This is a genomic window from Pseudomonas anatoliensis (genome assembly GCF_017976235.1).
GTDB lineage: Bacteria > Pseudomonadota > Gammaproteobacteria > Pseudomonadales > Pseudomonadaceae > Aquipseudomonas > Aquipseudomonas anatoliensis.
In genome coordinates this window covers 277,653-295,396 of record NZ_JACVHC010000001.1, presented here as the reverse complement: position 1 = coordinate 295,396, position 17,744 = coordinate 277,653, and the positions used below count along the sequence as shown (strand labels likewise).

General features: G+C 59.7%; 16 protein-coding genes. 10 read left to right on the top strand and 6 right to left on the bottom strand.

Translation table 11 applies throughout. The features are described from left to right. Positions 1–16: 16 nt before the first annotated feature. Genes ICA16_RS01295 through ICA16_RS01280 form a run of 4 tightly spaced genes read left to right on the top strand, consistent with a single transcriptional unit; the run spans position 17 to position 5,578 of the window. Positions 17–1,180: an isovaleryl-CoA dehydrogenase gene (locus tag ICA16_RS01295; protein WP_150618351.1), complete on the top strand. Its 1,164-nt coding sequence runs from the start codon at positions 17–19 to the stop codon at positions 1,178–1,180. Positions 1,181–1,192: 12 nt separating this feature from the next. Then, positions 1,193–2,800: a carboxyl transferase domain-containing protein gene (locus ICA16_RS01290; RefSeq protein WP_210699735.1), complete on the top strand. Its 1,608-nt coding sequence runs from the start codon at positions 1,193–1,195 to the stop codon at positions 2,798–2,800. Between the two features lie 13 nt (positions 2,801–2,813). Beyond that, a complete protein-coding gene (locus tag ICA16_RS01285; protein WP_150605353.1) occupies positions 2,814–3,629 on the top strand; it encodes a gamma-carboxygeranoyl-CoA hydratase in 816 nt (271 codons plus the stop codon). Beyond that, positions 3,629–5,578: an acetyl/propionyl/methylcrotonyl-CoA carboxylase subunit alpha gene (locus ICA16_RS01280; protein WP_210699734.1), complete on the top strand. Its 1,950-nt coding sequence runs from the start codon at positions 3,629–3,631 to the stop codon at positions 5,576–5,578. Before ICA16_RS01285 ends, ICA16_RS01280 begins: the two co-directional genes overlap by 1 nt. A 39-nt stretch (positions 5,579–5,617) precedes the next feature. Here ICA16_RS01280 and ICA16_RS01275 read toward each other — a convergent pair whose 3' ends face one another. Continuing rightward, positions 5,618–6,274 carry a LexA family protein gene (locus ICA16_RS01275; RefSeq protein ID WP_210553089.1) on the bottom strand — a complete coding sequence of 219 codons (657 nt, stop codon included), beginning with the start codon at positions 6,272–6,274 and terminating at the stop codon, positions 5,618–5,620. Positions 6,275–6,404: 130 nt separating this feature from the next. Between ICA16_RS01275 and ICA16_RS01270 the strand changes: the two genes are divergently transcribed. The 3 genes from ICA16_RS01270 to ICA16_RS01260 all read left to right on the top strand — a co-directional run bounded on the left by ICA16_RS01270 (position 6,405) and on the right by ICA16_RS01260 (position 9,717). Next, positions 6,405–6,743, top strand: coding sequence for a DUF6124 family protein (locus ICA16_RS01270; protein WP_042559920.1), 339 nt, complete (start codon positions 6,405–6,407; stop codon positions 6,741–6,743). A gap of 468 nt (positions 6,744–7,211) precedes the next feature. After that, positions 7,212–8,363, top strand: coding sequence for a M14 family metallopeptidase (locus ICA16_RS01265; protein ID WP_150605350.1), 1,152 nt, complete (start codon positions 7,212–7,214; stop codon positions 8,361–8,363). Between the two features lie 154 nt (positions 8,364–8,517). Beyond that, entirely contained in the window at positions 8,518–9,717 is a 1,200-nt protein-coding gene (locus tag ICA16_RS01260) for an MFS transporter (RefSeq protein ID WP_210699733.1), read from the top strand. On the opposite strand, the gene ICA16_RS01255 is transcribed toward ICA16_RS01260, so the two are convergent. The 5 genes from ICA16_RS01255 to ICA16_RS01235 form a co-directional block, all read right to left on the bottom strand. Beyond that, a complete protein-coding gene (locus ICA16_RS01255) occupies positions 9,714–10,259 on the bottom strand; it encodes a cytochrome b (RefSeq protein WP_210699732.1) in 546 nt (181 codons plus the stop codon). The two genes, ICA16_RS01260 and ICA16_RS01255, sit on opposite strands and share 4 nt — an antisense overlap. Further along, positions 10,256–11,362, bottom strand: a complete 1,107-nt coding sequence (locus tag ICA16_RS01250; protein WP_210699731.1) for a catalase family peroxidase — start codon at positions 11,360–11,362, stop codon at positions 10,256–10,258. The genes ICA16_RS01255 and ICA16_RS01250 overlap by 4 nt, the downstream gene beginning before the upstream one ends. A 120-nt stretch (positions 11,363–11,482) precedes the next feature. After that, complete coding sequence (locus ICA16_RS01245; protein ID WP_210699730.1) at positions 11,483–11,668, bottom strand: hypothetical protein; 186 nt, start codon at positions 11,666–11,668, stop codon at positions 11,483–11,485. Between the two features lie 52 nt (positions 11,669–11,720). Further along, complete coding sequence (locus ICA16_RS01240; protein ID WP_210699729.1) at positions 11,721–13,055, bottom strand: ferredoxin reductase domain-containing protein; 1,335 nt, start codon at positions 13,053–13,055, stop codon at positions 11,721–11,723. Then, a complete protein-coding gene (locus ICA16_RS01235) occupies positions 13,052–14,632 on the bottom strand; it encodes an amino acid adenylation domain-containing protein (RefSeq protein WP_414704730.1) in 1,581 nt (526 codons plus the stop codon). Before ICA16_RS01235 ends, ICA16_RS01240 begins: the two co-directional genes overlap by 4 nt. A gap of 268 nt (positions 14,633–14,900) precedes the next feature. On the opposite strand from ICA16_RS01235, the gene ICA16_RS01230 reads away from it, so the two are divergent. The 3 genes from ICA16_RS01230 to zapE all read left to right on the top strand — a co-directional run bounded on the left by ICA16_RS01230 (position 14,901) and on the right by zapE (position 17,514). Continuing rightward, entirely contained in the window at positions 14,901–15,407 is a 507-nt protein-coding gene (locus ICA16_RS01230; protein ID WP_150618340.1) for a sigma-70 family RNA polymerase sigma factor, read from the top strand. Beyond that, a complete protein-coding gene (locus tag ICA16_RS01225) occupies positions 15,404–16,159 on the top strand; it encodes an anti-sigma factor family protein (protein WP_210699727.1) in 756 nt (251 codons plus the stop codon). Before ICA16_RS01230 ends, ICA16_RS01225 begins: the two co-directional genes overlap by 4 nt. 188 nt (positions 16,160–16,347) lie before the next feature. After that, complete coding sequence (gene zapE, locus ICA16_RS01220; RefSeq protein WP_210699726.1) at positions 16,348–17,514, top strand: cell division protein ZapE; 1,167 nt, start codon at positions 16,348–16,350, stop codon at positions 17,512–17,514. The last annotated feature ends 230 nt before the right edge of the window (positions 17,515–17,744 follow it).

Here is a 17,744-nt window from a genome sequence, read left to right as displayed (position 1 = left end):
AGCCAAAAGGTGACCCATGAGCTACCCATCCCTGAACTTCGCCCTCGGTGAAACCATCGACATGCTGCGCGATCAGGTTCAGTCCTTCGTCGCTAAAGAGATCGCCCCACGCGCGGCGCAAATCGACAGCGACAACCTGTTCCCCGCCGACATGTGGGGCAAATTCGGTGACATGGGCCTGCTCGGTATCACCGTGCCGGAAGAGTACGGTGGCGCTGGCCTTGGGTATCTGGCGCACGTAGTGGCGATGGAAGAAATCAGCCGCGGCTCGGCCTCGGTGGCGTTGTCCTACGGCGCGCACTCCAATCTCTGCGTCAACCAGATCAACCGCAACGGCAACCACGAACAGAAAACCAAATACCTGCCGAAGCTGATCAGCGGCGAGCACGTCGGCGCGCTGGCGATGAGCGAGCCGAACGCCGGTTCTGACGTGGTTTCAATGAAACTGCGCGCCGACAAACGTGGCGACCGCTACGTCCTCAACGGCAGCAAAACCTGGATCACCAACGGCCCCGACGCCAATACCTACGTGATCTACGCCAAGACCGATCTGGAAAAAGGCGCCCACGGCATCACTGCATTTATTGTCGAGCGCGACTGGAAAGGCTTCAGCCGCAGCAACAAGTTCGACAAGCTCGGCATGCGCGGCTCCAACACTTGCGAGCTGTTCTTCGATGACGTCGAAGTGCCGGAAGAGAACATCCTCGGCGTGCTTAACGGCGGCGTGAAAGTGCTGATGAGCGGCCTCGATTACGAACGCGTCGTGCTGTCCGGCGGCCCGACCGGGATCATGCAGTCGTGCATGGATCTGATCGTCCCGTACATCCATGACCGCAAGCAGTTCGGCCAGAGCATCGGCGAGTTTCAGCTGATCCAGGGCAAGGTCGCCGACATGTACACCCAACTCAACGCCAGCCGCGCCTACCTCTACGCGGTGGCCCAGGCCTGCGAGCGCGGTGAAACCACGCGCAAGGACGCTGCCGGCGTAATCCTTTACACAGCCGAACGTGCCACGCAGATGGCCCTCGACGCGATCCAGATTCTCGGCGGTAACGGTTACATCAACGAATTCCCCGCCGGTCGTCTGCTGCGTGACGCCAAGCTGTACGAAATCGGTGCCGGCACCAGTGAGATCCGTCGCATGTTGATCGGTCGTGAACTGTTCAACGAAACCCGCTAAACGGAGCTGGCCATGGCTACCCTGCACACTCAGCTCAATCCTCGTTCAGCGGAATTCGCCGCCAACAGCGCAGCGATGCTCAAACAGGTCGACGCCCTGCACACCCTGCTCGCGCAAGTCGCACAGGGTGGCGGCGCGAAAGCACAGGAACGCCACACCTCGCGAGGCAAACTGCTGCCGCGTGAACGCATCAACCGCCTGCTCGATCCGGGCTCGCCGTTTCTGGAAATCAGCCAGTTGGCCGCCCACGCTGTCTATGGCGAAGACGTTCCGGCTGCAGGCGTGATCGCCGGGATCGGCCGGGTTGAAGGCGTCGAATGCATGATCGTCGCCAACGATGCGACGGTGAAAGGCGGCTCGTACTATCCGCTGACCGTGAAGAAACACCTGCGCGCCCAGACCATCGCCCAGCAAAACCGCTTGCCGTGCATTTATCTGGTGGATTCGGGTGGGGCCAATCTGCCGCGTCAGGACGAAGTGTTCCCGGATCGCGAACACTTCGGGCGGATCTTCTTTAACCAGGCCAACATGAGCGCGATGGGCATTCCACAGATCGCCGTGGTCATGGGTTCGTGCACCGCGGGCGGCGCTTATGTACCGGCGATGGCCGATGAAGCGATCATGGTGCGCAACCAGGCAACGATTTTCCTCGCCGGCCCGCCGCTGGTGAAAGCCGCGACCGGGGAAGTGGTCAGCGCCGAGGATCTGGGCGGCGCCGATGTGCACTGCAAGATTTCCGGGGTGGCCGACCATTACGCCGAAAGCGACGAGCACGCCCTCGCCCTCGCCCGCCGCAGCGTCGCCAACCTTAACTGGCGCAAGCTTGGCGAACTGCAACAACGCGCGCCGATTGCCCCGCTCTACGCCAGCGACGAGTTGTACGGTGTGGTCTCGGCCGACGCCAAGCAGCCGTTCGATGTCCGCGAAGTGATTGCGCGGCTGGTCGATGGCTCGGTGTTCGATGAATTCAAAGCTTTGTTCGGCACTACGCTGGTGTGCGGTTTCGCCCATCTGCACGGCTACCCCATCGCCATCCTCGCCAACAACGGCATCCTCTTCGCCGAAGCTGCGCAGAAAGGCGCGCACTTCATCGAACTGGCGTGCCAACGCGGCATTCCGCTGCTGTTTCTGCAAAACATCACCGGCTTCATGGTCGGCCAGAAATACGAGGCCGGCGGTATCGCCAAGCACGGCGCAAAACTGGTAACCGCTGTGGCGTGCGCCAAGGTGCCGAAATTTACCGTGATCATCGGCGGCAGCTTTGGCGCGGGTAACTATGGCATGTGCGGTCGCGCCTACGATCCGCGCTTCCTGTGGATGTGGCCGAACGCGCGCATTGGCGTGATGGGTGCCGAACAAGCAGCGGGCGTGCTGGTTCAGGTCAAGCGCGAACAGGCCGAACGCAGCGGGCAGGCGTTCAGCGCCGAGCAGGAAGCCGAGATCAAGCAGCCGATTCTCGACCAGTACGAAGAACAGGGTCACCCCTACTATTCCAGCGCACGGCTGTGGGACGACGGCGTCATCGACCCGGCGCAGACCCGCGATGTATTGGCTCTGGCCTTGTCCGCGTCGTTGAACGCGCCTATCGAACCGAGCCGCTTCGGCGTGTTCCGGATGTGATCGGGAGAATCTCATGAGCGATTTCAACACCCTCGAACTGCACAGCGATCCACGGGGTTTTGCGACTCTTTGGCTCAACCGTGCAGAGAAGAACAACGCCTTCAACGCCGAAATGATCCGCGAACTGATCCTCGCCCTCGACAAGGTTGCCAGCGACGCCAGCCTGCGTTTCCTGCTGGTGCGCGGGCGCGGCAAGCATTTCAGCGCCGGCGCTGATCTGGCGTGGATGCAGCAATCGGCCGAACTCGATTATCACACCAACCTCGACGACGCTCGGGAACTGGCGGAGTTGATGTACAACCTGGCCAAACTGAAAATTCCTACCCTTGCCGTGGTGCAAGGCGCGGCGTTCGGTGGTGCGCTGGGCCTGATCAGTTGCTGTGACATGGCGATTGGTGCCGATGATGCGCAATTCTGCCTGTCGGAAGTGCGCATCGGCCTGGCGCCAGCGGTGATCAGTCCGTTTGTGGTGCAGGCCATTGGCGAGCGCGCAGCACGCCGCTATGCCCTGACCGCCGAGCGTTTTGGTGGACAACGTGCGCGGGAAATCGGCTTGTTGTCCGAGAGCTATCCCAACGCAGAGCTTGAGCAACAGGTCGAGCAATGGATCGATAATCTGCTGCTCAACAGCCCTGCTGCCATGCGCGCCAGCAAGGATCTGTTGCGTGAAGTCGGCAACGGTGCGCTGACTCCAGCCCTGCGCCGCTACACCGAAAACGCCATCGCCCGCATCCGCGTCAGCCCTGAAGGCCAGGAAGGCTTGCGCGCCTTTTTGCAAAAACGTCCGCCGAACTGGCAAGCCGCAACCACCACCAAGGAGCCGCGTTGATGAGCGCACCTGTTCTCACCACCCTGCTGGTGGCCAATCGTGGCGAAATCGCTTGCCGGGTCATGCGCACCGCCAAGGCCCTGGGCCTGACCACCGTCGCGGTGCACAGCGCCACCGACCGTGATGCGCGACACAGCCGTGAAGCAGATATCCGCGTAGATCTGGGCGGCAGCAAAGCGGCCGACAGTTATCTGCAAATCGACAAACTGATCGCAGCGGCCAAGGCCAGCGGCGCACAGGCGATTCATCCGGGTTATGGTTTTCTTTCCGAGAACGCCGGATTCGCTCGCGCCGTCGAAGCCGCCGGTTTGATCTTCCTCGGGCCGCCCGCCTCGGCCATCGACGCCATGGGCAGCAAATCCGCCGCCAAAGCGCTGATGGAAACGGCTGGCGTGCCGCTGGTGCCGGGTTATCACGGCGAAGCGCAAGACCTCGACACCTTCCGCGATGCCTGCGAACGCATCGGTTATCCGGTGCTGCTCAAAGCCACTGCTGGCGGTGGCGGCAAAGGCATGAAAGTCGTCGAGGAGGTCAGCCAACTGGCCGAAGCCCTCGCCTCCGCTCAACGTGAAGCGCAATCGTCGTTCGGCGATTCGCGGATGCTGGTGGAGAAATACCTGCTCAAGCCACGTCATGTGGAAATCCAGGTATTTGCCGATCAGCACGGCAACTGCCTTTACCTCAATGAACGTGATTGCTCGATCCAGCGCCGCCATCAGAAAGTCGTCGAAGAGGCGCCGGCACCGGGCCTTACGCCAGAGCTGCGCCGCGCGATGGGTGAAGCGGCTGTGCGTTCGGCGCAGGCGATCGGCTACGTTGGCGCGGGCACCGTGGAATTCCTGCTCGATGCTCGCGGCGAATTCTTCTTTATGGAGATGAACACACGGCTGCAGGTTGAGCACCCGGTGACCGAGGCCATTACCGGCCTGGATCTGGTGGCGTGGCAGATCCGCGTTGCGCGTGGTGAAGCGTTGCCGATCACTCAGGAGCAAGTGCCGCTCAATGGCCATGCCATTGAAGTTCGGCTATACGCAGAAGATCCGTCGAATGACTTCCTGCCGGCCGCCGGGAGTCTGGCGTTGTATCGCGAATCAGCTGACGGCCCAGGGCGGCGGGTGGACAGCGGCGTCGCGGAAGGTGACGAGATTTCGCCGTTCTACGACCCGATGCTTGGCAAGCTGATTGCCTGGGGCGAAGATCGTGAGCAGGCGCGCCTACGGCTGTTGAGCATGCTTGATGAGTTTGCGATTGGCGGGCTGAAAACCAATATCAATTTTCTCCGGCGGATCATCGCTCACCCCGCGTTCGCGGCGGCGGAACTGGATACCGGGTTTATTCCGCGTTATCAGGAGCAACTGCTGCCGGCTCCGGGCGAGTTGAGTGATGCGTTCTGGAATGTGGCAGCGCAGGCGTTTGCACAGAGCCTGCCGAGCATTGCGCGGGCTGATGACCCGAGTTCGCCGTGGGCTCGCAATAGCGGTTTGCGCGCGGGTCTGTCGCCGGAAATCACCCTGCACTTGAGTTGCGAGGGTCAGGATCGCGCGTTGACGTTGGGTGCAGGTAGCAACGCGAAACTGGTGGGTGAAGCACTGATTGTCGAGCACAACGGTGTACGTCGTGACTTGCGCGCTATCCGTCAGGGCGAATCGCTGTATCTGCAGTGGGAAGGCGAGTTGCGGCGTGTCGAGTCGTACGACCCGATCAGCGCTGTCGAAGCCAGCCACAGTCATCAAGGCGGACTGACTGCGCCAATGAACGGCAGCATCGTGCGGGTTCTGGTCGAAGCCGGTCAATCGGTCGAGGCGGGTGCGCAACTGGTGGTGCTGGAAGCCATGAAAATGGAACACAGCATCCGCGCACCACACGCCGGCGTGATCAAGGCGCTGTATTGCCAGGAAGGCGAAATGGTTGGCGAAGGCAGCGCTTTGGTTGAATTGGAAGCTGTATGAAATGAAGATCGATCCTACGCCTGGCGAGGATCGATCTGATTAGAATCGCGCCGTTGCCTGAACCACTACGCCGATAATTCGACACTCATCGGTAAACAGTGCTTTCGGCCATGTCGGATTGAGCGGTACCAGGTAGCGCTGGCCGCCCTCTTCGTCGAGTTTGCGAAAAATCGCCTCATCGCTTTCCGGCCGCTGGGCGATCACCAGTTTGCCAGGCACTGCTTCCACTTCCGGATCCACCAGAATCAGCATGCCTTCAGCAATGCTTATGCCACTGGGTGCGGTCATCGAATCACCCGTCACCTTCAGCCAGAACGCAGCACCTCGGGCGTGATAATCCGTCAGTTCGAAGCGTTGTTTGTCTGTCGGCACATACGTGGGCTGCCCGCTTTCGCGCACTTCGCACGGTGCTCGCCAGTCGCTGACCGGGTAACGGAAGTACGGGTTGTACTTCTGCGCCAACGGCATCTCATCATCCGGCGCCTCTTGCGGCTCGCGGATCAGCAGCACCACTTCCAGATAATCCATGCCCAGCGCTTGCAGCACGCGATTCATTTCAGTGATGCCCGGTTCCCTACGTTTGTTCAGCCAATGACCGATCCCTCCCTGGGACATACCGACGCGCTCTCCGAGCACTGTTTGAGTGATTTTGAGTTCACTCATCTTGGCCTTGACCAACTCAATCCATTTATCCATGTGCAGCACCTTACGCGGACGCCTTCAGCGCGGCAAAACACAAATTGTAGTATTTAATTATTAGTGACAACTACATTTCGTACTATTCTGAAAGCACGGATTTTCAATTGAACAAGGAGCGGTCGTCATCATGAATATCAGCAGCAAAGACTTGCCCGATCTGCAAATGGACACCACGTTCACCTCGCCACAAGGCAACGCCGCGGCACAACGAGCACTGGACTATTACTTGAAACCAGCTGTGTCAGAGCCCGAGGTCGATGAGCGTTTCTTCGATGTGAGGCGCCATCTAAGCGGCGAAGAAGCCCTGGTCCACGCCTCGGATCTGCTGCGATGCGCGGCAGCCACCGCGTTCAAGGCAGCAGAAAACCTGCAGGGCGCGAGCCGTGACCTGGCATTTTCGGTGGTGCACATGGTGGATATGGCGCGGGCGATGGTCGACCACTCGCTCGATGGCGAAGAAACCTGAGGGCGAGAAAGGAAAGAATTTTCCAATCGCGCAGATGAAAACATTTGACTTGCAAATGATAATGATTATTATTGCATGCAACTGGTCGCGAGATCAGTCGATGGACCAGAGACCTTAGGTCGGTCTTCTGGCCTATCTCCTCATCAGGCTAATCACGGTTTTTGACCCGGCTTTTTGCCGGGTCTTTTTTTGCCCGTTTTTCGGGCTTATGGCTTCAGGCTAATGAAGTCTTTGGATGCTGCAAATTCGATGGCGCGGATAATATCAAAAGAATATCGATTGGCAAGACAAGCCCGGCTGCATTGGGGAAAACTAACAGCAGATAGCACTTGAGAATCAATCGCATACACTCTAAGCTGCATCCGCGTCATGGAGGACGCCCCCGCCTCCACCCCACAATTCCCCTCGGTTTCACGCCTGTCTTGTGTGTAAAGTAACGGCCATAAAAATCATATTCAGGAACCGATTATGACCGTGGCCAAATCTTCGTTCGACATCAGCGCCAACTTCGACAGCGGCAATATCCAAGTCATCGATATCAGTAATCCGCTCAACCCGGTTCTGGCCATCCGCCCGGACACCCGCAGCGCGCATTTCCAGTGGTTTCACTTCAAGGCCAGCGGCTTGCATGTCGGCCAGGAGCACTGGTTTCGCCTGAACAACGCCAGCCAATCCACTTACAGCAAAGGCTGGCCAGGCTATCAGGCAGTGGCCTCCTACGATCACGTCAACTGGTTCCGTGTGCCGACGATATTCGAAGGCGACTGCCTGCGCTTCTCCCTTGAAGCCACCCAGACCCACGCCTGGTTCGCCTACTTCGAACCCTACAGCCGTGGCCGTCACGACTGGCTGATCGAGCAGGCCCTGACCAAAGCCGGCACCGAACTGCTGGCTACCGGCAAGAGCGTCGAAGGCCGCGACATTCAATTGCTGCGCAAAGGCACAGGTGCCGAAGGCCAGCGCAAAGTCTGGATCATCGCCCAGCAACACCCGGGCGAACACATGGCCGAATGGTTCATGGAAGGCGTGATCGAGCGCCTGGAAAGACACGATGATCCGGTCATGAAAAAATTGCTCGCCAGCGCCGATCTTTATCTGGTTCCAAACATGAACCCGGACGGCGCTTTCCATGGTCACCTGCGCACCAATGCCATGGGCCAGGACTTGAACCGCGCCTGGCAGAACGCCACTCAGGAGGTCAGCCCTGAAGTGCTTTTCGTGCAGCAGCAAATGGAAAAATACGGTGTCGATCTGTTTCTCGACGCCCATGGCGATGAAACCATCCCGCACGTATTTACCGCCGGTTGTGAAGGCAATCCGGGCTACACACCGCGCATCGAGAAGCTCGAAGAGCATTTCCGCAACCACTTGAAGCACACCACCAAAGACTTCCAGACCAAGTACGGCTACACCCGCGACGAACCGGGCCAGGCCAACATGACCCTGGCGTGCAACAGCGTCGGCCAGAAGTACGATTGCCTGTCGCTGACCCTGGAAATGCCGTTCAAGGATCACGACGACCATCCAGATCCACACACCGGCTGGTCGGGCAAACGCTCCAGGCAATTGGGCAAAGACGTGCTGACCACTATTGCCGATATGGTCGACACCCTGCGTTGATCTCCAGCTCCCAGTAGTCCGCAAAAGATCGCAGCTTGTCTGCGATCTTTTGTTTTGTGCAATGCACAGCCCTGCTCGACAAGGTTGCAAAACGAAACCAGATTACCTACTGTGGATTCTGGTTTTAACTTGCAACCTAAAAGGGAATCCGGGCATGAAACCTCATTCACTCAACAACAGCGTGGTGCTGCTCTTTGCCGTTGCCTGTGGTCTGGCCGTGGGCAATGTGTATTACGCGCAACCGCTGCTCGACGCCATGGCCGAAGCCTTCGCCATGTCGCCGGCAACCATAGGCATCGTGATTACCCTGACTCAGGTCGGTTACGGCGTAGGTTTGATACTGCTAGTGCCGCTGGGCGATTTGCTCAACCGACGACGATTGATCGTCGCGCAGACGCTGCTGTCGGCCGCAGCGTTGCTAATGATCGCACTGGCACCCAGCAGCCTGTGGCTATTAATCGGCATGACTTTGACCGGCCTGCTCGCCGTGGTGACGCAAGTGTTAGTGGCTTATGCTGCGACGCTGGCGATCCCGGCACAGCGCGGGCGTGTGGTTGGCGTGGTCACCAGCGGCATCGTGGTCGGCATCTTGCTTGCGCGTACGGTCGCAGGCGCAATGGCCGATCTGGCTGGGTGGCGGGCAATTTATCTGCTGTCGGCGGGGCTGACGTTGTTGATGGCTTTGCTGCTGTTTCGTGTGCTGCCCAAAGATGAAAACCCACAACCGACGACAACCTATAGCGCCTTGATCGTCTCGGTATTCAATCTGTTCAGAGAAGAGCCGGTACTGCGTCAGCGCGCAATGCTGGCCATGCTGACCTTCGCCAGCGCCATGGTGCTGTGGACGCCGATGGTGCTGCCGCTAGCCGCCCCGCCGCTGTCGCTTTCCCACAGCGAAATCGGATTGTTCGGACTCGCCGGGGCCGCAGGCGCGCTGGCCGCCGCCCGTGCCGGGCATTTGGCTGATCGCGGTCTTGGCCAGTGGGTCAGCGGTTTATCGCTGTTGTTGATGCTCGGCTCGTGGCTGCCAATCGCCCTCACTCAATCCTCGCTGTGGGCGTTGCTGCTCGGTGTGATCACCCTGGATCTGGGCTTGCAAGCCGTGCACGTCACCAGCCAAAGCATGATTTACAGCGTGCGCCCGCAAGCACAAAGCCGCCTCACCGCCGGGTACATGTTGTTCTATTCGATCGGCAGCGCACTGGGCTCGATCGGCTCGACCGCCATGTATGCGTGGGCCGGATGGATCGGCGTGTGTTGGCTGGGCGCGGGCATCAATGCCATTGCGCTGGCGTACTGGTACCTGACTTTGAGAAGTGGCGCATCTTCACAATGCGCCACTCAGACCGGCTAACGACGATCACGCCCGCGCAACATGCTGTCGAGCACCTCGTCGCGGCGCACCCAGCCATGGAACAGCGCCGCCGCCAGGTGCAGCAGCACCGTCAGAAACAACAGATACGCCAGATACCCATGAGCCTTGCGCAGCAGCGAAAACAACTGCGCATCGGCCGGCACGATTGCCGGTAACTGCAGCGAACTGCTGAGCATCACCGGCTCGCCCGACGCACTGATCATCGCCCAACCCAGCAAAGGCAACACCAGCATCAGCGCATACAGCAATACATGCGAAGCCTTGGCCGCCATCACCTGCCAGTCCGGCAAGTCGGCCGGCAGCGGTGGTTGCCGGGTGGAAAATCGCACCAGCAGACGCACGATCACCAGCGCCAGAATCGCAATACCCAATGGCTTGTGTAGATGGATCAGCCATTCATGGCGCTCGGAAACCGAAGTGACCATGCCGGCGCCAATAAACAGCATGGCGATAATCATCAGCGCCATCAGCCAATGCAGCAGCCGCGCCAGCAGCGCGAAATGAGTCCGTTGAGCGCTCATGGACGAGTCTCCTGTTTGGCGGCGGGCAACTGGCTGACTTCGCTGGTGCGTCGCAGGTAGGAATCGGCGTAACCAGCGGAGCGAGCCGCGAGCAACGGATCGTCGGAACCTTGAATACCGGCCGGCAGCACCAACGGATCGTAGTTGATGTCACGGCACTCACCGCTCAGTTGCGGTTGGGTTCGCTCCAGCACCAAGGTGCCGGCGTTCAACACCTTGCGCCCCTCGGGCCAGGTTTTGCTGGCGTCGTTCACCGGGTCATCGGCATTGGCCAAGGTAATGTTCAACTGAAAACGCAAAGGCGCGGAGGCCAAACGTCGCACCAGGTCTTTCTCCAGAAAATCCCCACCCTCAGGCGCGGTGGCACCCGCAGCGTCCTGCGCCAGGGGTTTCATGCTCCAGCGCACAGCCTGTTTTTTGCCGCTGGCGTCCACCAGATAGAACGCGTTAACACTGTTATAGGTTTCAGTGGCGTAACTGGCGGACGGCTTGGCGGTCTTCACCCAAGTCAGAAACGGCACGGCTTCCGGGTGCGCTGCAAAAAATGCGGGCACCTTGGTCGGATCCGGTTTGCCGGTGGCCGGATCCGGCGACTGCGCCTGCTGCAACTGATAGAACGCCTCAGGCGTGCCAACCGGGAACACCGGCATGCTGTTCATCCCGGTGCGCCATTGCTGACCATTGGCCTGAGTGAATCGCAGCGCCAGGCTGCGGATCGGCACGCTGCTGTCCGGTGCATAAGGATTGCCCGCCGGCAGCGCGAAACGCCCGATCACTGGCGTGCGCGGGTCGTTGAACACCTGCGCGGTGGAAAACACTCGCGCTTCGCCACTGCTCTCGAAATGCCCGATCACGCACACGCCTTTGGCGTGATTACGGCGAAATCCGGGATGCACGCCGTTGTTCTTCTCCAGCACATCGACCAGCGCTTTGGGCGTCAGACGTTGTGGGTCAAAGGTGCCATGAACGTAGGCAAACGCCCCGGCCACGGCGGCGACTACCACGGCAATGGCGCCAAGGCGGAATATCAGGCTCGCGGCACTCAATGGCGGGCGCTGCGGCCCGCCGGGTGGTGCAGCGTTGGGAGAGCTGCGATCTACCATGAAAGACTCCAGGGCCATCGGCCATAGGGAAAGGTGCTATGAGACGCACGCCTCGTAGGATTATTCCCTTTGAACTGTAGTTTCTTTCAGGTCACTGCGTTTGCTGATGCGTTGAGCACGTTAAATCTGCTCAAAACGTGGTTTGCGCTTCTCCAAAAATGCCTGCATGCCTTCCGCATCATTGTCCAGGCCTCGCAGGGAATCGAGCAGTTCACCCATCATTTGGTGACTCAAGGCATTGCGGGCTCGTGAGCGATTGAGCCGGATCAGCACAAGTCGTCCGAGTCTTTCGATCGATATGTTCATGTTCGTTGCCTTCCCTGGATTAAGTAACACTAAGAAAAATATCGACGCGGTGTCAGGAATCCCAGATAGCGCCGTAGGCAGGGATACCCCTGGCCTCCATTTCCTCGACCACGCGTTCCGTCAATGTCTGATTGGATATGCAAATCACTGCCTCCGCGCCGAACGACTGCACCGCGCAATACGCCAACTTCACCAGGTCGGGTTTGCCTGAAACATCGGTGTCCCAGATCAATGCATCGGGCTGCGCCGCGAGAATTTCGTCCACCAGTGCATCGCCATAAGTGGCTCTGGGACTTCGGGTCGACCAGATCAAGCGTATGGGTATTTGTTTGGCCAACAAGTGCGGCAACACCGGGCCAATCCCGCTGCCGGTGGCGATATACACCACTGCTTTGAACAACGTTTCAATGTGCGCCACCCCTGCGGTGGTAATGCCTTTGACCCAGACGTGGGTCGGCGCCTGCTCAATGAAGTCGCCCGTCCAGTCACCCGCCCGGGAAATGATCAGTCGGAAACCTTCCTCCCCCGGAGTAGGAATATTGGCGAACGAATGCCATTCCCACAGTGGGTTGCGACTGATAGCGGTGGCTGAGCCGGCAAACGGTGTGTCGTGATCGAACTGGACTATCACCGCGTGTGAGGAAAGTGGCACCACACTGACAGGGACTTGGCGCAACCGCAGCCACGGCAAGGTAATGCTGAATGTCACCAGCAACAGCATCCAGAACGAGGCAGATTGCGAGAGGACATTCGTCAGCGCAGCCGTAGGATGTTGATCCCTGACAAACACCAGTGTCATCGCCCAGAACATCGCGAGAGCGGCCCAACCGGCGAAGCGGTGGGTGCGTTCGAACGCATTGTGAAAACGCGCGCGAATGATCGGTAGCGCCATGATCGCCACCAGTAAAAGCAGCCCGAGCAAGCCACCGCTCAGCCCGATCAGGGTCAACGAAACGCCGCCCGGCCCTTCGAATTGCAGCCAGATCATCGAGCCGAACAACAGCGCAAACCACACAATGGCTGCCATCGCGCCACCACTGTGCAGACCACCAAAATGGTAGACCTTGGCCAATGACCGGCGAATCGCCAGCGGCCAGGACGTCGGCGCCCGGGTCGCCAGCCAGAACAATCCATTGATGACGTACTGCTGACGAATCAGTATCGCCATCGACAAGTTCGCGACGACCAACCCAGACAGAGTTTGCAAAGCGACGCCTGAAGTCGTCCACCACTGCCCGGTTTTCAAACCGTAAACCAGCGCGGCAATGTTGCCGGCGAACACCAGCAACACCAGACGGTTGTAATGCGAGAACATCGGCAGCGTTCCCAAACGCCGCCACAATGCGCGCCGGGCCGGTAACACGAACGTTGAATCCGTGCCGTTCATGCCTGCACCTGCTGCTCGGCGCGAGCGTGTTGTGCCTGATGCGCCACGGCCCACTCAAGCAACAAACGCTTGTCGACCTTGCCTCGGGAGGTCAGCGGAATTTGATCCACAGCAAGAATCAACGATGGCACGCAATAATAAGCCAAGCGCTCTTCGCAACGTTTGCGCGCAACTTCAACGTCTGTGACGGCGGGATAGACGAAGGCCACCAGATGGCGACTGTCGAGCTTGAGGGTAACCGCGCGCTCACAGTTCGGCACGGACTCCAGTGCCGCTGACACCGAGTCAAGTTCCACCCGAAACCCCCTGACCTTGACCTGATCATCGACACGCCCCAGGTGTTCGAGCTCACCGTCCGCCGTCCAGCGTCCTAGGTCCCTGGTGCGGAACATCAAACGTCCCTGCCCCAGAAACGGATCGGGCCGATAGCGTTCGTTGGTCAGTTGCGGATTTCCCAGATAACCAGCGGTCACGCAGTCACCGCCCGCCCACATCTCACCCTGCTCGCCCGGAGCGCAGAGCTGTCCGGTGTCGTCGAGTACATAAACGGTGTTGTTGGGCGTTGGCTTGCCGATCGTCAACGCACCCGCGCCGCGATAGTGCTGCATGGTATTGACGATGGTGGTCTCGGTCGGCCCACAGGCATTATAAAAAGTGCAAAACGCCGCCCAGCGATCTGCCAGCGGTTGTGGGCAGGGCTCGCCAGCCAGAGCAACCACTTTTACCTGTCTGCAACGAGCAGGATCGAGCGTAGCGAGAATCGACGGCGTCGCAATCAGCACGTCACAGCGCTCGGCGGTTTGCGCGATGTCTTTGCCCCGGATCAACAGCGTCGCTCCGTTGGCCAGACAACCCAGTACTTCCCAGGCCGCCATACCAAAAGCGATGTTGAGGATCTGGCCAACCTTCAGGCCCGGTCGCATACCCAGATTGCCGGGCTCGGTCAGCAAAATATTGCACACATTACGCTGCGTCACGCGAACGCCATTGGGCAGTCCGGTGGTGCCCGAGGTGAACAGGATAAAGCACAGTGAGTCCGGCGATGACGTCGCGCCACACCTATTCAAGTCGTCGCTGGCAACGCTCGCCACCTGAATGAATTCATCCAGGTGGATGCACTGTTGATCCGTTGTCAGAGGAATCGCCCGCGCCAGTTCGGACAGTGTCAGTACGACCCGAACCTGAGCGACGGCCATGATATGACTCAGCTGCGCAGCGGGGGTGATGCCGATGTGCTGAGGAATATAGGCCGCCCCGGTTTTCAGCACGGCCAGCATGCCCACCAGCATCGGGATCGAACGCTCGACAAACAGCGCCACACGATCGCCCGGGCCCACACCCTGCTTGAGCAATGTCGAGGCGAGTCGATTGGCCTGGCGGTTCAACTCGCCGTAAGTGATGGACTGGTCCTGATATTCGGCCGCGATTGCTTCAGGCCGGCTGGCTGCTTGAAGTTCGATTGCACGATGGATCAATGTAGCGTCAGGCTTGACGCTCGGACCGCAGCCGAAGTGTTGCCATGGGTTGGGCTCAACAAACGGATTCGGCTTCGCGTTCGATGTCGACCGGTTATTCATCGCAAATGCTTGCATGGGACTTCCCTTTCCTTTTCTCAACGATTTATTTTTCACGTCCCGCTCCGCACCCGTGGGTTGCGCCGGTAGCCGACGTGATTGGCAAATGGGTTGAGCAGGGAAAGTGGAATCCATTACACGGCTTACAAATCGCAGCGAACTATCCTACGAAGAAGGGATAAAAATTTTCAAACCGGTGGATGGAATAACCATCCTTGAGGGACGTCTTTCTTCTCAACATCGCCTTTTCGGCAAAGAGCAGCCCCTCGCCATGAACGAGCTAGACGAACAACTGCGTGAACTGATCCCCCGGTTACGGCGCTTTGCCGTGTCGTTGACGCGCAACAGCAGCAGCGCCGACGATCTGGTGCAGGCTTGCCTTGAGCGGGCCCTGTCGAGTTGGGGCGGCAAGCGCGCTGACGGGGATCTGCGTGCCTGGCTGTTTTCGATCCTCTACCGGCAGTTTCTCGATGCCCATCGCCGCTCCCGCCGTTATGCGCGGATGCTCGAGTTTTTCACCGGTCGCGACGATGCCGAACCGTCGACCGAGCGCACCGTGATTGCCCAATCGACCCTGCAAGCGTTCGACCGACTGCCCAGCGAACAGCGTGCGCTGCTGCTGATGGTCTCGGTTGAGGGCCTTTCCTATAAAGAGGTCGCCGAGATTCTCGACGCCCCGATCGGCACCGTGATGTCGCGCCTGTCCCGCGCCCGCCAGGCCTTGCGCCAACTCAGCGACGGCGAAATCATCAGTCCTTCTTTGCGGATACTCAAATGATCAGCATGCCTCCCAGCGAGCGCGACCTGCACGCCTACGTCGACCACCAACTCAGCGACGCCGACCGGCGCGTGCTGGAAACCTGGCTCGGCAACCATCCAGACCAGGCCGCTCAGGTGCGCGCCTGGCAACAGGACGCCCAGCAACTACGTGCGGCACTGAGCGGCGCATTGCAGCAACCGGCCAATCCAGCGCTTGATCCGACGATGATTCGTCAGCGCCGCCAGCGTCAGTCACGCCGCCATCTGGCCAGCGCAGCGGTGTTGCTGATCGCGGTGAGCGTCGGTGGTTTCAGCGGTTGGCAGGCACGGGAAATGACCTTGGTGCGCGCCTCCGTGTTACCCATGACCGACGCGTTGCAAGCGTATCGGTTGATTGCCCAGCAAGGCATGCTGCCCGCGGATTACAAGGTCGAGGGTGCTGGCGACATGCAGCGCTGGCTCGACCGCTATTTCACTCGGGTCGGTCGCTTGCCAGATTTGGCGGCGGCGGGGTTTGAACCGGTCAGCGGACGCTTGCTGAGTACCGACGAAGGGCCGGCGGCGATGGTGATGTATGAAGATGCGAGTGGGCACAAGGTCAGTTTTTATGTGCGACCGCCTGGACCAAAAAACACCTTCTTGCCCAGGGGCAGTCGCAGTGATGGGGATTTGCAGGCGGACTACTGGTCAGGCGGTGGTTACAACTATGCGATGGTCAGTCCGGTCGATACACCGGCCGCGCCACTGCTCAAGCAATCGCTGCAATTCTGAAAATCAACGCGGATTCCAATCTGGAATCAGCCTGCCGGCGATTGGGTGCGCCGCTTATTATCAGCCTGTACACGCCGCACAATTGTTCACTGACCGCCCACTCTCGAGCGGCTGTGCTGGAAGGCTCGTTCCGCGACTGGTTACACTATGGCGCCGCGCCGGCTCGACGAAATACGGAGTGACCGCCAGTGCCCGCCCAACCACCGAAACGATCGCGACTGACCCAGCGCTGGCCGGTGCTGCGCCGTTTGTTCGGCAAAGGCAGGCCCGCCAACGCCGGGCACGACGCCAGCGCCCAGTTGATCCGCGATTACTTCCGCCACAAGGCCAACGGCCAGGGTTACACCCTCAGTCACAGTCAGCTGCGCGTGATCGACTGCATGGCGCAGCAGGCCAGTCTGCTGTTCGGCGCAACGGCGCAAACCCCACCGAGTCTGTATCTGTACGGCAGCGTGGGGCGCGGCAAGAGTTGGCTGCTGGACGGCTTCTTCCAGGCGCTGCCGATCACGCAGAAACGTCGCCTGCACTTCCATGAATTTTTTGCGCAACTGCATCAGGGCATGTTCGACCATCGCCATCAGGACGATGCCCTCGCCACCACGCTCGATGCACTGCTGCTGGACTGTCGGGTAGTGTGTTTCGACGAGTTTCATGTGCATGACATTGGCGACGCGATGCTCATCACCCGACTGTTCAAGGCGCTGTTCAAACGGCGGATTCTGCTGTTGGTGACCTCCAACTATCCGCCCGAAGGCTTGTTGCCCAATCCGCTGTACCACGCCCGGTTCAAACCAGTGATCGAGCTGATCAACTCGCGCATGCAGGTCATGGAAGTCGGCGGCCCTCACGACTACCGCAGTCAGATGCGCAACCATGCGCATCAGGTGTTCACTCAGGGCCTCTACGTGTGGCCAGCCACGCCCGCTCAGCGTGAGGCGCTGAAACTGCCGGCGGAAGATGCGCCAGCCATTTCATTAACCGTTGGCACCAGGGCGTTTCGCGCACGTTTTTGCGAGGACCGCCGCGTCGGCTTCACCTTCGCTGACCTGTGTGAACAGCCGACGGCCGTCATGGACTATCTGCAATTGTGCCGCCGCTTCGACCACTGGATCATCGATGGGCTGCCGGAACTGGACGAATGCTCGATTGCCGCGCAGCAACGGTTCATCAACTTGATCGACGTGCTCTACGACCAGGACAAACACCTGACGTTGCTCGGTCGATTGCCTCTGGGCGAAAGCCTGGCAGGTCAGGTTATCGATCTGGCCCGGACCCGCAGCCGGTTGGGGCAGTTGCAGGAAGAACACAGCACGGACAGCTCCCACGGGACTGAGTTTACTGAGCACCCCCTGTAGGCGCTGCCGCAGGCTGCGATCTCTTGATCTGTTTATTAACAACCAAAATCAAAAGATCGCAGCCTTCGGCAGCTCCTACAGTTGAAATGTGCGAACGCCCGGAGCGAAGGTACCCGAGCCACAGCGAGGGCCGAACGTCAGGGCGCAACCCCAAGAGGCCATTACCGCAGCACCGGATATGTACCCAATCAGCAAAAACACCATCAACAGAGCGGACGCCTTCGCGAGCA

Excerpts from the sequence above, each read along its gene's own strand:
- ICA16_RS01260 (WP_210699733.1), top strand. The coding sequence starts at position 8,518 with ATGAAACCTCATTCACTCAACAACAGCGTGGTGCTGCTCTTTGCCGTT.
- ICA16_RS01290 (WP_210699735.1), top strand. The coding sequence starts at position 1,193 with ATGGCTACCCTGCACACTCAGCTCAATCCTCGTTCAGCGGAATTCGCC.
- ICA16_RS01295 (WP_150618351.1), top strand. The coding sequence starts at position 17 with ATGAGCTACCCATCCCTGAACTTCGCCCTCGGTGAAACCATCGACATG.
- ICA16_RS01235 (WP_414704730.1), bottom strand. The coding sequence starts at position 14,632 with ATGAATAACCGGTCGACATCGAACGCGAAGCCGAATCCGTTTGTTGAG.
- ICA16_RS01270 (WP_042559920.1), top strand. The coding sequence starts at position 6,405 with ATGAATATCAGCAGCAAAGACTTGCCCGATCTGCAAATGGACACCACG.
- ICA16_RS01245 (WP_210699730.1), bottom strand. The coding sequence starts at position 11,668 with ATGAACATATCGATCGAAAGACTCGGACGACTTGTGCTGATCCGGCTC.
- ICA16_RS01225 (WP_210699727.1), top strand. The coding sequence starts at position 15,404 with ATGATCAGCATGCCTCCCAGCGAGCGCGACCTGCACGCCTACGTCGAC.
- ICA16_RS01265 (WP_150605350.1), top strand. The coding sequence starts at position 7,212 with ATGACCGTGGCCAAATCTTCGTTCGACATCAGCGCCAACTTCGACAGC.
- ICA16_RS01250 (WP_210699731.1), bottom strand. The coding sequence starts at position 11,362 with ATGGTAGATCGCAGCTCTCCCAACGCTGCACCACCCGGCGGGCCGCAG.
- ICA16_RS01285 (WP_150605353.1), top strand. The coding sequence starts at position 2,814 with ATGAGCGATTTCAACACCCTCGAACTGCACAGCGATCCACGGGGTTTT.
- ICA16_RS01255 (WP_210699732.1), bottom strand. The coding sequence starts at position 10,259 with ATGAGCGCTCAACGGACTCATTTCGCGCTGCTGGCGCGGCTGCTGCAT.
- ICA16_RS01240 (WP_210699729.1), bottom strand. The coding sequence starts at position 13,055 with ATGAACGGCACGGATTCAACGTTCGTGTTACCGGCCCGGCGCGCATTG.
- ICA16_RS01275 (WP_210553089.1), bottom strand. The coding sequence starts at position 6,274 with ATGGATAAATGGATTGAGTTGGTCAAGGCCAAGATGAGTGAACTCAAA.
- ICA16_RS01280 (WP_210699734.1), top strand. The coding sequence starts at position 3,629 with ATGAGCGCACCTGTTCTCACCACCCTGCTGGTGGCCAATCGTGGCGAA.
- ICA16_RS01230 (WP_150618340.1), top strand. The coding sequence starts at position 14,901 with ATGAACGAGCTAGACGAACAACTGCGTGAACTGATCCCCCGGTTACGG.